Source organism: Kribbella rubisoli (genome assembly GCF_004217145.1).
Taxonomy (GTDB): domain Bacteria; phylum Actinomycetota; class Actinomycetes; order Propionibacteriales; family Kribbellaceae; genus Kribbella; species Kribbella rubisoli.
Genome location: NZ_SHKR01000011.1, coordinates 1,811,308 through 1,824,703, shown reverse-complemented (window position 1 = coordinate 1,824,703; position 13,396 = coordinate 1,811,308). Strand labels below are relative to the sequence as shown.

9 protein-coding genes are annotated in these 13,396 nt (G+C 67.6%); 7 read left to right on the top strand and 2 right to left on the bottom strand.

Going from position 1 to position 13,396, the window contains the following annotated elements; all coding sequences use genetic code 11:
* Window positions 1–16 precede the first annotated feature (16 nt).
* Both EV645_RS11715 and EV645_RS11710 read left to right on the top strand, forming a co-directional pair.
* A complete protein-coding gene (locus EV645_RS11715) occupies window positions 17–412 on the top strand; it encodes a PPOX class F420-dependent oxidoreductase (RefSeq protein WP_130442548.1) in 396 nt (131 codons plus the stop codon).
* 302 nt (window positions 413–714) lie between these two features.
* A complete protein-coding gene (locus EV645_RS11710; RefSeq protein WP_130442546.1) occupies window positions 715–1,911 on the top strand; it encodes an alginate lyase family protein in 1,197 nt (398 codons plus the stop codon).
* Window positions 1,912–1,963: 52 nt separating this feature from the next.
* Here the strand turns inward: EV645_RS11710 and EV645_RS11705 are convergent, their stop codons facing one another.
* On the bottom strand, window positions 1,964–2,770 hold the full coding sequence (locus EV645_RS11705; protein WP_130442544.1) for a siderophore-interacting protein: 807 nt from the start codon (window positions 2,768–2,770) through the stop codon (window positions 1,964–1,966).
* 115 nt (window positions 2,771–2,885) lie between these two features.
* On the opposite strand from EV645_RS11705, the gene EV645_RS11700 reads away from it, so the two are divergent.
* The 5 genes from EV645_RS11700 (at window position 2,886) to EV645_RS43150 (ending at window position 12,181) form a co-directional block, all read left to right on the top strand.
* Entirely contained in the window at window positions 2,886–3,959 is a 1,074-nt protein-coding gene (locus EV645_RS11700; protein WP_130442542.1) for a FecCD family ABC transporter permease, read from the top strand.
* Window positions 3,956–4,993: a FecCD family ABC transporter permease gene (locus EV645_RS11695; protein ID WP_130442540.1), complete on the top strand. Its 1,038-nt coding sequence runs from the start codon at window positions 3,956–3,958 to the stop codon at window positions 4,991–4,993. Before EV645_RS11700 ends, EV645_RS11695 begins: the two co-directional genes overlap by 4 nt.
* A gap of 3 nt (window positions 4,994–4,996) precedes the next feature.
* The gene (locus EV645_RS11690) at window positions 4,997–5,911 is read left to right on the top strand and encodes an ABC transporter ATP-binding protein (RefSeq protein ID WP_130442538.1); all 915 of its coding nucleotides are present in this window, start codon (window positions 4,997–4,999) and stop codon (window positions 5,909–5,911) included.
* Window positions 5,912–6,050: 139 nt separating this feature from the next.
* Entirely contained in the window at window positions 6,051–7,202 is a 1,152-nt protein-coding gene (locus EV645_RS11685) for a M48 family metalloprotease (protein ID WP_157997050.1), read from the top strand.
* On the top strand, window positions 7,199–12,181 hold the full coding sequence (locus tag EV645_RS43150; RefSeq protein WP_198681550.1) for an AAA domain-containing protein: 4,983 nt from the start codon (window positions 7,199–7,201) through the stop codon (window positions 12,179–12,181). The genes EV645_RS11685 and EV645_RS43150 overlap by 4 nt, the downstream gene beginning before the upstream one ends.
* Here the strand turns inward: EV645_RS43150 and EV645_RS11675 are convergent.
* Complete coding sequence (locus tag EV645_RS11675) at window positions 12,143–13,372, bottom strand: glycosyltransferase (RefSeq protein ID WP_130442531.1); 1,230 nt, start codon at window positions 13,370–13,372, stop codon at window positions 12,143–12,145. The two genes, EV645_RS43150 and EV645_RS11675, sit on opposite strands and share 39 nt — an antisense overlap.
* Window positions 13,373–13,396 lie beyond the last annotated feature (24 nt).

The window sequence follows — 13,396 nt, the reverse complement described above, 5'->3', positions numbered from 1 at the left end:
GCCTATTCTCGCCACCGTGGAGATTCCGGCGCAGTTCCATGACCTGCTGTCTTCGAAGGCGATCGCGATGGTGGGGACGATCGGCAGGCGCGGCGAGCCGCAGGTGACTCCGCTGTGGTTCCTCTGGGACGGAGAGCGGGTCCGGTTCAGTCTGGTCGAGGGCCGGCAGAAGCTGCGCAACCTGCAGCGCAATCCGGCGATCTCGCTGGTCGTCGTCGATCCGGCCCAGCCGACGTACTACGTCGAGTTGCGGGGCCGGATCGACGACCTGATGCCGGATCCGGAGCTGGCGCTGGAGCAGGCGGTTGCGCGGAAGTACACCGGCAACTGGACCGACGTCGAGCCGCCGGGCACGACGCGTTACGCGACAAGCGTCGTCGTCGAGCGCATCACCAGCCAGCTCGGGCACTGAGACCTGACAGCTCGGCGCCCGCGAGCAGGAAACCGTCGGGGTGGACGACGGTGGCGGTGACGGAGGGTAGTGCCGGGGCGGCCGCGGCTGTGGTTCCGAGCGCTGGGAACTGGCGTCGGTTCATGGGACAGATCCTCACTTTGTTCCACTGAGCTGGGAATATCTCCTGTTTTGTTCCGAAGTGAACTTTCTTCTCGCCGAGATGTTGACGCCCTTACGGTCCGTCGTCAAACTTTCGAAAAGACCCTGCGCTAGTGGGGGAAGCGCAAGTGTCCACCGCCCCCGAAGACAGGACACCGCCCATGAGAAAGAAACCCCTGGTCCTGGCCGCAGCCTGTGCTGCGCTGGTTGCCGGGACCCTCAGCAGTCCCGCAGTCGCGTCCTCGAACGCTCCGGCGAAAGAGGACGCACCGGCCGCGTTCACCCATCCCGGTGTCGGTGTGAGCGTGGCTCAACTCGACTTCGTCCGGGCCAAGGTGCAGGCCGGCGCGCAGCCGTGGACCAACGCGTTCAACCAGGCCAAGAGCAGCACGTACGCATCCCTCTCCCGTACGCCCAAACCGCGCGCGGTGGTCGAATGCGGTCCGTACTCGAACCCGAACCTCGGCTGCACCGACGAGCGCGAGGACGCCATCGCGGCGTACACGGACGCACTGCTCTGGTATCTGACCCGCGACGACCGCTACGCGCAAAAGTCGATCCAGCTGATGGATGCCTGGTCGGCAACGATCCAGGACCACACCAATAGCAACGCACCGCTGCAGACGGCCTGGTCCGCCTCCTCGTGGCCGAAGGCTGCGGAGATCATCAAGCATGTGTACGGCAACTGGCCGAATTCGGGCCGGTTCGCGACCATGCTGCGCAACGTCTACGTGCCGGAGATGATCAACGGCTCGAACTCCAATGGGAACTGGGAGTTGAGCATGACCGAGGCCCTCCAGGGCATCGGCGTGTTCCTCGAGGACAAGACCATCTACGACAAGGCGATCTCGCTGTACCGGCTGCGCGTTCCGGCGTACGTGTATCTGGAGTCGGACGGTGCGCTGCCCAAGACGGTGCCGAGCCAGAACCTCAACACCCGCGATAAGATCGTCAGCTACTGGCAGGGCCAGGGGACGTTCGTGACAGGCTTGACTCAGGAGACCTGCCGCGACTTCACCCACACCGGCTATGGCATCTCGTCGATCTCACATGTGCTGGAGACCGCGCGGATCCAGGGCATCGACATGTACCCGGAGTTCGGTGAACGGCTCCGTCAGGCGCTCGGGTTCCAGTCCCGCTGGGAGCGCAACCTCGAGCCGGTGCCGTCCTGGCTCTGCAAGGGCACGGTCAACCGCGGCCTCGGCCCGGTCACCGAGGTCGGCTTCAACGCACTGCACACCCGGCTGGGGATCGCGATGGCGAACACCCAGGCGTTGACCGAGTCCCGCCGCCCGGCGGGTTCGAACAACCTGTTCGTCGCGTGGGAGACGCTCACCCACGCCGAGAACCCGTCCTAGCAGAAGGCTTCCGGGAGGGCTGGAATCTCTGCCCTTCAGCTCTCCCGGATCTTCAGCAGTGGGCTTCGCCGCGCTTCCAGTAGCCCTGGAAGGAGATCGCGGCCTTCGGCATCCCGACGACGTTGACCAGGTGACGGCGTACCGACTTGATCATCGAGGACTCGCCGGCGACCCAGGCGTAGTCCGCGTCGAACGGCAGCCTGGCCGCCTTGAGTGCCTCGAGCAACGATCCGTCGGTGACCCAGGTGATGTCCGCGTTTCCGGGCAGCGGCCGCGCGTCAGCAGCATCCGGTACGGCGATGAACACAGTGGCATGTACGTCGGCCGGCAGCTCCTCGAGGATGCCGGCCACCGCCGGAAGCGCGGTCTCGTCCGCGACCAGGATCCGGCGCACGCTGCTTGCCGGCGGCACGTAGTCGATGCCGGAGTGCAGCAGACCCTTGGTGCTCGTGGTGTCGACCGCGAACGGCAGCAGCAGACCGACCGCGTCGCCGATCTGAGCCTCGCTGACCCACGCCGACGCCGGCCCGTTGACTCCGTGCAGGACGAACTCGACGTCGAGCTCGGCGACCTCCGGGCGGAGTGCGCGCACGGTGTACGTCCGCATGATGAAACGTTCGTCGACGGGCTGCGCGCACCATTCGGCGTACCACTCCGGGCCTGACGGGAGCTTGATCGCGGTGCCGTTCGGCGGGGCGAGCAGGACCTTGATCCGCTGGTCAGGACCGGCCGTGACCGCCTCGGCGATCCGCGGTGCGACGAACGTCACGCGGCGCAGATGCGGGCTCAGGTCGTCGACGGCCGCCACGGTGGCCAGCAGCGAGTCGAACTCGATCGGTCGCTCGAGCACAGTCGTCATACTGTGGTTTCTCCATAAACTTCGCAGGGGGAGGCGCAGGTGCGCGCCCGTGGGCGGCCGGGTTATGGTGAAGCACCCAGAGGTTAGCCTTACCTAAGAGGATCCCGAAAGTCCAATGCCCCCGCCTAGTGCTGTCGCATCCGCCGACCCCGACCTGGCAGCCGCTCCCGCGCGTCCTCAACGCCGGGCCCGGCGGACCACGCTCGTCCTCGGACTGATCGGCTGTCTCGTCCTGCTGATCCTGGTGATGCTGCTCAGCATCGCGATCGGGTCGAAGCAGATCCCGCTTTCCACGGTGATCGACGCCCTGCGCCACTACAACGAGTCGAACACCGATCACGTGATCGTCAGGTCTCTGCGGGTGCCGCGGACGCTGATCGGTCTGATGGTCGGCGCCGCGCTCGGGCTGTCCGGGGCGTTGATGCAGGGCGTGACCCGCAACCCGCTGGCCGATCCGGGCATCCTCGGGGTGAACGGCGGCGCCGCGTTGTTCGTTGTCGGGGGCATCTACTGGTTCGGGTTGTCGACGTTGACGGCGTACGTCTGGCTCGCCTTCGCCGGCGCCGCGGCAGCCTCCGTGGCCGTCTACTTCCTCGGGTCGCTCGGACGTGAGGGCGCGACGCCGGTGAAGCTTGCGCTCGCGGGGGCGGCGCTGACGGCGATGCTCGGGTCATTGACGACGGCTCTGCTGATCGGTGACGTGGACACGTTCGACCAGTTCCGGTTCTGGTCGGTCGGGTCGTTCGCGGGTCGCGGTTCGGACGTCGCGGCGCAGGTTGCGCCGTTCATCCTGGTCGGAGTCGTGCTTTCGCTGTTCTGTGGCCGGGTGCTGAACGCGATGTCGCTGGGTGACGACGTGGCGAAGTCGCTCGGCCAGCGGGTCGGACTGGCTCGGTTGTTCGTCGCGGTCGTCGTCGTACTGCTGTGTGGCGCGGCGACGGCAGCGGCGGGGCCGATCGGGTTCATCGGGTTGACCATCCCGCACGTGGCGCGGCTGGTGACCGGTCCGGATTACCGATGGATCCTGCCGTACTCGATGCTGCTCGCGCCGATCCTGCTGCTGGGTTCGGACGTGATCGGCCGGGTCGTCGCGCTGCCCGGTGAGCTGCAGGTCGGCGTCGTCACTGCGATCCTCGGTGCGCCCTTCTTCATCATCCTGGTACGCCGACGGAAGCTGGCGGACCTGTGACGGCCGAGGCAGTTCAGGTCATTGCCCGGGCGCGCGCCGCCCGTCAGACCCGTTCGCTCGTGGTCACAGTCGTGCTGGCAGTCGTGGTGTTCGCGACCTTCTGTGTCTCGTTGTCGCTGGGTGACTTCAAGATCCCGGTGATCGACGTGGTGAAGACGCTGTTCGGCGGCGGCGATCACGCGACCGAGTTCATCGTCAACACGCTTCGGTTGCCCAGGGCACTCACCGGCCTCCTCGTCGGTACGGCGCTGGGCCTGTCCGGCGCGATCTTCCAGAGCGTCGCCCGCAACCCGCTGGCCAGCCCGGACATCATCGGCGTGACGTACGGCGCGAGCGCGTTCGCGGTGTTCGCGATCGTGACGCTCAGCCTCACCGGGGTCGCGGTGTCGGCGTTCGCGATCGCCGGCGCGGTGCTGACCGCGTTCCTCATGTACGTGCTCGCCTGGCGGCACGGGGTGTCGAGTTACCGGTTGATCCTGATCGGCATCGGGATCGGCGCGATCGCGACCAGCATCACGTCGTACCTGCTGACGAAGGCGCGGGTGGAGATCGCTCAGCAGGCGCTGATCTGGCTGACCGGGAGCCTGAACGGGCGGGACTGGTCGAACGTACGGTCGCTGGCGATCACGTTCGTCGTGCTGCTGCCGTTCATGGTATTCCTCGTGCATCAGCTGCGGATCCTGCAGCTCGGCGACGAGACGGCGTACGGGCTGGGGTTGCGGGTGGAGGTGTCGCGGCTCGGGCTGATCGTGATCGCCGTACTACTCGCTGCGGTGGCTACTGCTGCGGCGGGGCCGATCGGGTTCGTGGCGTTCGTGGCGCCGCCGATCGCGCGGCGGCTCACCCGGTCGCCGGGGCCGGCGATGATCGCGTCCGGGTTGCTCGGGGCGCTGGTGGTGGCGTTGTCGGATCTTGTTGCCCAGCACGCGTTCGGGGACATGCAGCTGCCGGTCGGCGTCGTGACCGGTGTCGTGGGTGCGCCGTACCTGATGTTCCTGCTGGCCCGGGCCAACCGTGTCGGAAGTGGTGGCTGAGAGATGGAGAACGTTGTGGAACACAGCTTGGCTGCCGACGGTCTCGCGGTCGGGTACGACCAGCGGGAGATCATCCACGACCTGTCGGTGCGGATCCCGACCGGGAAGATCACAGTCATCGTCGGCGCCAACGCGTGCGGCAAGTCGACGCTGCTGAAGACGTTGGCGCGGTTGCTGAAGCCGTCGCGTGGGACCGTGCTGCTGGACGGCAAGAGCATCCAGCAGATCCCGACGCGCGAGGTGGCGACCAAGCTCGGTCTGCTGCCGCAGTCGCCGACCGCGCCGGAGGGGATCACGGTCGCGGACCTGGTCGGGCGTGGGCGGTACCCGCGGACCCGGTGGATCCGGCAGTGGTCGAAGTCCGACGACGAAGCGGTCGCGGAGGCGATGACGTCGACCGACGTACTGTCGATCGCGGACCGGCCGATCGACGAGCTGTCCGGCGGTCAGCGGCAGCGGGTGTGGATCGCGATGGCGCTGGCGCAGGAGACCGACATCCTGCTGCTGGACGAGCCGACGACGTTCCTCGACCTGACGCACCAGTTCGAAGTCCTCGATCTGCTGGTCGACCTGAACAAGTCCGACGACCGCACGATCGTGCTCGTGCTGCACGACCTCAACCAGGCCTGCCGGTTCGGCGACCACCTGATCGCGATGAAGGACGGCGACATCGTTGCCGAGGGCAACCCGTCCGAGGTGATCACCGAGGACGTCGTCCAGGATGTCTTCGGCCTGGCCGTCAAGGTCGTTCCCGATCCAGTTGCCGGTACGCCGATGGTCGTGCCGATCGGCCGGCACACCTCCCGAACGGACCGGACCGACACTGCGGCCGCCGGCTCCTCGTCCGGCAACCTTGCAGCCGCGGCCCTGGCTGCCAGCGCTGCTGCCAATGGCGTCTGCCGTCCAACACCTGAATGATCCTGGCCTAAGGACACGAGGTAGTCGGGTGATGGGCGCTGCTCGCCTCCCGGCTGAGGCGTGATGGTCGGTCCTCGAGCGGACTACCTCCTGTCGTTGGCGCAGCTTTTCGTCGGTCCGGGTGGTTATGGTTGCCGACATGTTGTCCGTCCTTGGGTATCACCGGGCCGTCCTGGCGGTTGTTCGTCGTCAGGACGAGCGTGCGTGGACGGCGTTGCACGGCGGACCGGAGGGCGATCTCCGCGACGTGCTGTTGCGGAATGCGTACCGTCTGGAGGAGGACGCGCATCCGCTCGTGCACCGGGCGGGCCGGCGTGCGGCCGAGGCGTTGGGCGTGTCTGCGGAGGTCGAGTACTTCCAGGTGAGTGGGGAGCCGAACGCGGCGTACATCCACCAGGTCAGGCCGGTCATTCTCTTCCAAGGGCCGCTGCTCGATCGGCTGGACGAGGACGAGCTGACGGCGGTGATCGGGCATGAGCTCGCGCATCGGCTGTTGTGGGAGGCCGAGGACGGTGGGTATCTCGCCGTTGACCGTCTGCTCGACGCGGCGGCCGGTGACGCGCGGACCCCGTCGCAGTACCTCGAGACCCATCGGCGCTGGTCGCTGGCGACGGAGCTGTTCGCGGACCGTGGTGCGCTGACGGCGTGTGGTGATCTGAGTACGACGATCCGCGCGCTGCTGAAGCTGGAGACAGGTCTGAGTACTGCGGACCCCGCGGCGTACCTGCGCCAGGCCGAGTCGCTCGACCTGCGTTCGGGGAGTCGTGGGACGACGCATCCTGAGGCCGTCGGACGGGCCTGGGCGTTGAAGAACTGGGTCGACGGTGAGTACGTCGAGGAGCTGGTGACCGGGCCGCTCGACGTGGACGCACCGGATCTGCTCGACGCTGTGGTGTTGCGCGAGCTCAGCCGTGATTTTGCTGCCGTGATCGCGCACACCGAAGGCTTGCGGACCGATGCGGTTGCGACAGCGGCTGCCGGATTCGCGGACGATCCGGGCGGGCCCGGGGGAACTGTGCGGTTCGACGAGCCGTTGACTGTGCGTCCGGTGGATGGGGCGCCGATGCCGCGACCGAGACCGCTGGCGGCGGCGACCAAGCGGTACCTGTGTTACCTGCTGCTCGATCTCGCGACCGCCGACCCTGACGTGGGCGACGCCGGACTGGTCGCGTCGCTGGCCCTCGCGCGGCGCTCCGGGCTGCCGGGGTACGTCGATGTCGCCGACGACGAGCTGGGATGGAGCGACAAGCAACGAGCGAGGTTTGTGCAGGCTTCGGAGGTGGTCGGATGAGCGCTGAGGATCTCGTTGCGCTGGCCGTCTCCCAGGGCGGGCTGGGTAATGATGCGTTGCTGGCTGCCGTGCTGCCGTTGTTCCACGAGACGGCCGCGGTGCACGAGCGCGGGCTCGTCGCGCCGTTGCGCGGTCTGGATCGGATCGTCGTCGACGAGCAGAACCGGCTCGGCTTCGCGCCTGAGGATGCGGGCCGGCCGACGCTCGCCGTGCATGAGCTCGACGTACGGCAGGGGTCGCGACCGACGGCTGTCGAGGTCGTCGCGCACCGGCAGTCCGACTTCGACCTCGGCGACAGCGGCGGTCAGGAGAAGACCGTCGTGCCCGAGCCGGTGCCGGATGCGATCACGGCGCCGACGCTCGTGGCCGGCTGGCAGAGCTGGGAGCACGTCGTCGGTCACCATGATCAGCTCACCGACATCTTCAGCCTCGGGCAGCTGCTGCTCGCGCTCGGCTGCGGTCTCGATCTGTCCCGGACGTCGGACGTCGCAACGCTGATCGATGCCCGAGGCAACTTGTACAAGCTCGATCCGGATCTGCACCCGGTGATCGTCTCGGTCGCGGCACAGATGGTCGAGCCGGATCGGCACCGGCGCGCCCAGGACCTGCATTCGCTGATCGAGCAGCTCGAGAACTATCGCGATCAGCCGTTGGACTTCGACGTCGAAGCGATCATCCGGGGCGCGGCGGACCGGCGTACAGCGGTGTTGGGCGCGTTGCGGGACAGGCTGTTCGACCTGTCGCGACGTAATCGGCTGATCAACTTCCGGCCGACCGCCCAGACGCTGAACCTCACCGAGGTGTCGGTGCCGCTGATGCTCGACGTACGGACGATCCGCTCGGAGCAGCTGTTCACGTGGCGGGACGAACTCGCGGGCGAGTTGCTGAAGAAGGCACAGCCGCTGGGGAAATGGATCCGGTACGACGAGGCGCCGTACGCCGCGAACACCTTGGACAAGCTGATCTCGACGGCTCGTCGCGACCGGGCCGACTACGGGCAGGACCAGCTGCGGTTGGTGCCGGCGTTCCTGCGTTGGCATGACTTGAAGAACGACCGCGATACGCGGATCGCGTCGCCGTTGGTGCTGGCGAAGGTGGAGCTGACGCGGAAGCGCGGCGTGCGGGATTCGTACACGTTGCGGGTCACCGATCCGATTGCCGAGGTCAATCCGACGCTGCGACACAGTTTGCGGGTCTTGTACGGGATCACGTTGCCGGAGACGGTCGATCTGTCGTCGCCGGGTGCGCTGCGGGAATTGCACGAGCGGTTGGCGAAGGAGATCCAGGCGACCGAGCCGGGGCTGCAGTTGCACCTTCGGGAGAAGCCGCGGATCGACCTGGTGCGGCAGCGGGCGATGACGCGGCTGCGCACGTACAACCGGCGGCGGCGCGGGAACGTTGCGACGGGGTTCGGCGGGAAGCAGTACCCGTACTCGTATCGGCGTACGGACTATCAGCCGCTGGGTGTGCAGATCTACCGGACGCAGATCGCCGAGCAGACGCTGCCGCTGGGGATCGCGCTGGGCGAGGCACCGCGGCCGGCGCAGGCTCTCGAGACCGACGTCTACTCGCTGGACACCGAGGGCGGGCCGTACTCGTGGGACGTCGATCTGTGCGCGGTCTCGCTGGCGAACTTCAACTACCGGACGTTGGGGTTGGTCCGCGATTACGACGATCTGCTGACGAGTGGGGAGTCGGCGGCGTCGTTCGAGCATCTCTTCTCGGACCGGCCGCGACCGATCGGCAGTACGCCGCCTGAGTTGGCGCCGGCTGACCGCCATCTCGTCGTACCTGCTGATGGTTCGCAGGTGGCGGCGATCGCTCGCGCGCGACGGGGCGAGAGCTTCGTGATCCAGGGTCCGCCTGGGACGGGTAAGTCGCAGACGATCACCAACCTGATCGCGGACTTCGTGGCGCGCGGGAAGCGTGTCCTCTTCGTTTGCCAGAAGCGGGCCGCGCTGGACGTGGTGCATGCGCGGCTGGCGAGTCGGCGGTTGGACGGGCTGTGCGCCCTCATCCACGACTCCCAGGCCGACAAGAAGGCCTTCGTCCATGGGCTGCGCGAAACCTACGAATCCTGGCTATCCACCGAGGACAACCTAGACACGCTAACCACCCACCGAGCCGACCTAACCGCCCGCGTCGACCGCCTGCTATCCACAGTCGACACCTTCGAACACCAGCTGGCCACCGGCAACCCACACCTCCGAGACCTCATCAACCGCCTCGCCGAACTGCACGCGCACGCTTGGACTCCGGAGTCCGCGGTGCCTGGGGTTGGGGAGTGGTGGCAGGCGCGGGACGCGGTCCGCGAGGTCGCTCGGGAGCTGGCCTCCGCGGATCCGTCTACAGGTGGTGTGCTGGCTCGCAGTTCGCTCGCCTTCATCGCCACCGAGCACTGGGACGACACCGACGTGACCGTCACCGCCGGCGAACTCCGCGCACGGTGGGATGTCGTCGCGGCTGCCACGGATGGTGACAAGACCGTGCAGGAAGTGCGGGGGTTGGCGGGGTTGGGGCGGGTGGTGGGGTCGTTGGTGAGGGTGGATCGGGTGGGGGCGATTGTGCCGCGGTCCGAGCTGGCTCGGGAACTTGCTGCTGCTGGGGTTGAGCGGGAGCGGTTGGTGGTGGTTGAGGGGGCGGCTTGGAAGGAGGCCGCTGGGTGGAGTGATCCGCTGGCGCCGGCGGACGCGCGGGCGGCGTTGAAGGTTGCTCAGGGCAAGGAAGGTGGGGTTTTCTCCTTCCTGAGTGGTGATTGGCGGCGGGTGAAGAGCCTCGTTCGCGGCCGCTTCGACGCTACCGGACGCGCTGTACAACCCTCCGTGACCGACACCCTCACTGACCTGGTCGCCGCGCAATCCGCCTCTGCCGCTGTCGAGCAACACACCGAGCAGACCCGCCGCGACTGGGCCGTCGACGACCCGCGCGTGCTGATCGACCAACTGGCAGCGGCCCGCAAGGCTGTGCCGGACTGGCAGTTCGTACTCCGCGACGGCGCCCCCGCCGAGCTCTCGCGCCTGGCCGACGCGCTCGAGCAAGCCGAAGGACCAACCCAAGACCTGCTCGCCGACCATTGGGACGCGCTGACAGTCGACGGCATCCGCAACCTCGCAGACCGGCTCGTCGCGGAGAGCCGCGTCGTACGCGCAGTCGGCCCCAGACTGCGTGACCTCGCCACCGCTACGCCCTCCGTCATCACCGCCCTGCGCCAACTCGACGCCACACCCGACCAGCTCGAGTACGCCGTCTGTGTCGCTGAGTGGGAACGCGCCCGCGCGGCCGCACCCCTGCAACTCTCCTCCGCCCGAGTCGACGCGATCGTCGGCGAACTGAGCATGGTGTACGACGACCTGACCGAACTCAACGCCCAAGTCGTCACCGCCCAGGTCCGCCGCCGCTTCCTCGCCGAGGTCGCGCACTCCGAGCAGAGCGTGACCGGCATGTCTCCCGAGGACCGCGAACGCAAGAAGACCTTCGCGACCGGCCGACGCGAGCTGGAACACGAGTTCGGCAAGGTCATGCGGTACCGCTCGATCCGCGACCTCGCCTCCGGCGCACCCGGTGAGGTGGTCTCGGTCCTCCGACCGGTCTGGCTGATGAGCCCGTCCTCGGTCTCCGAAACGTTGCCGCTGACAACTTCATTCGACGTCGTCGTTTACGACGAAGCCAGCCAGATCCCTGTGGAGGAGGCGATCCCCGCCCTGCACCGAGCGCCGCAGGTGATCGTCGTCGGCGACCAGATGCAGCTACCGCCGACGCAGTACTTCCGCGTGCGGACAGCAGATGAAGAAATCGACGTCGAGGACGAGGCGGCCGAGCAGGTCGGGATCGCCCTCACCGAAGACAGCTTCCTCTCGATCAGCGCACTGCGGCTCGCGTCGACGATGCTCACGTGGCACTACCGGAGTCGTTCGGAAGCGTTGATCTCCTTCAGCAACTCGGCGTTCTACCAGGGCAAGCTCGCGACGGTTCCGGATCGGCTGCCACCGCATGCGGCGCCGCCGTGGACAGTTCGGTCGGACTCACCGATGGTGTCCGAGGTCTGCGACAGCATGCTGGCCGGAAGCATCACGGCGGTGCGGCTCGTCGACGGCGTGTACATCCGGCGTACCAATCCTGCCGAGGCGCGATGGATCGCTGCGTTGGTGCGGGAGACGTTGATCCGGCAGACCGGGAAGAGCCTGGGGATAGTCGCGTTCTCCGAGGCACAGCAAGGCGAGATCGAGCGGGCGCTGGATCAGTTGGCGGAGGCGGACCCGGAGTTCGCGACGCTGTACGAGGCGGAGCAAGTGCGTACGCATGGCGAGCAGGACGCCGGCCTGTTCGTGAAGAACCTCGAGAACGTGCAGGGCGACGAGCGCGACATCATCCTGATGAGCGTCTGCTACGGCACCGGTCCGGACGGCCGGATGCTGATGAACTTCGGCCCGATCAACACCTCCGGCGGCGAGAAGCGCCTGAACGTCATCTTCAGCCGCGCCCGCGAACACATGGTGATCGTCAGCAGCATCGAACCCGAGGCCATCACCAACACCTACAACGACGGCGCCAACACCCTCCGCCGGTTCCTCGCGTATGCCACCGCGGTCTCCCGAGGCGACCACGCCGGCGCGAAGGCCGCCCTCACGCCGTACGCCGTGAAGGCCCCGGCGTCTGCGCGCCCGAGTGCTGTGGTCGAGCAGCTCGCCGCGGCGCTCGAAGCCCGCGGCGTCGAGGTGGACACCGCTGTCGGGGAGTCGGTCTTCCGCTGCGATCTCGCGCTGAAGTTGCCCGAGGACGCCGGCCACCGCCTCGCAGTACTCGTGGACACGCCCGACCGAGTCGCATCCGACACTTTGCTGGAACGACTGACCACTCACCCGAGCGCGCTGACCACCACCGGTTGGCGGGTCCACCACGTGCTCACCACGGACTGGACCCGCTCGCCGGAGACCGTCATCTCACACCTTCTTGACGCCCTCCATCGCCCCGTCGACTAGCAGTCCGGCAGCTACTCTCGCTCCGTCAGTCGTGATCTCTCCGCCTGTTTTCGCCGCCTGTGCCTGCGTTTCCGAACTCAAGGCGATCCCGAGCGCAGCGGCCAGCGAGTCGACGGTCGGCGTCGCGCGCTCGTGCGCGGCCCCGATTCCGAGCGCGGCAACCCGGGACGCCCAGTACGGCTGATCCGCAATCAGTGGTACGACGACCTGCGGCGTACCGGATCGCGCGGCGGCCGTCGTCGTACCGGCGCCGCCGTGATGCACGATCGCCGCGACTCTCGGGAACAACGCCTGCTGGTTGATCTCCCCGACCATGAAGCAGTCCCTGCCTTCGTCGGCCAGGTCCAGCCCGGCCCAACCGCGGCTGAGCAGCACGCGGCGACCGTGCGCGCGGCATGCGTCGATCGCGGTTCGAGCGATGTCCTTCGGCGCGTACGCGGCCATGCTCCCGAACCCGACGTACACCGGTGGCTCACCGGCGCCGAGGAACGCCTCCAGCTCGTCGTGCAGCGGCCGGTCGTCGGGCAACAGCCACGCGCCTGTCTGTACGACGTCGAGATCGGTCATGCCCTTCGACGGACACAAGATCGGATCCGCGGCGAGCCACGGGTGCTCGGTCAGCACATAGTCGCGGACGCTCTCCACAGGCGGCAGGCCGATCTCGGCGCGGTGGCTGTTGAGCGACGGACCGTACAAGGCGTTCACACGCTCGGCGTCGTGCTGCCACAGCACGCGCCGATCGGTCTCGCCTTCCGGCGACGGCGTACCGGGGCGTGCTCCCGGCGAGAAATGCTGCGACGGGATACCACCCAGGTGGAAGCAGGCGAGCACATAGCGGATGCCGAGTTTGTCGGCGACGTCCCGCGCACCAGCCGGCATCAGACCGGTTGCCACGATCGCATCGGCGTCCTGCACGACGGCGCCGAGCGTCTGGAACCGCGCCGCGACCAACCGGGGCGCAAGCTCGAACGCCGCCTGCCCCGATGGTGGTTTCGGTGCCGCGACCACCGACTTCACCGACGGTCCGAGCGGTGCCATCGGTACGCCGGCTCGCGCGAGCAGCGCCTCGAAATCATCGTCCGGCGGCGCACAGACCGTTGCCTCGGCACCGAGTTCCTGAAGCGCTACCGCAAGCCCCGCCAACGGTTCCACATCGCCGCGCGACCCCCAGGTTGCCAACACGAAACGCACTGATCAATCTCCGTTCCCCGAGCT

What these genes read in the sequence shown, in the direction of transcription:
- EV645_RS11710 (WP_130442546.1), top strand. Translation starts at nt 715, where the DNA reads ATGAGAAAGAAACCCCTGGTCCTGGCCGCAGCCTGTGCTGCGCTGGTT.
- EV645_RS11685 (WP_157997050.1), top strand. Translation starts at nt 6,051, where the DNA reads ATGTTGTCCGTCCTTGGGTATCACCGGGCCGTCCTGGCGGTTGTTCGT.
- EV645_RS11700 (WP_130442542.1), top strand. Translation starts at nt 2,886, where the DNA reads ATGCCCCCGCCTAGTGCTGTCGCATCCGCCGACCCCGACCTGGCAGCC.
- EV645_RS11690 (WP_130442538.1), top strand. Translation starts at nt 4,997, where the DNA reads ATGGAGAACGTTGTGGAACACAGCTTGGCTGCCGACGGTCTCGCGGTC.
- EV645_RS11705 (WP_130442544.1), bottom strand. Translation starts at nt 2,770, where the DNA reads ATGACGACTGTGCTCGAGCGACCGATCGAGTTCGACTCGCTGCTGGCC.
- EV645_RS43150 (WP_198681550.1), top strand. Translation starts at nt 7,199, where the DNA reads ATGAGCGCTGAGGATCTCGTTGCGCTGGCCGTCTCCCAGGGCGGGCTG.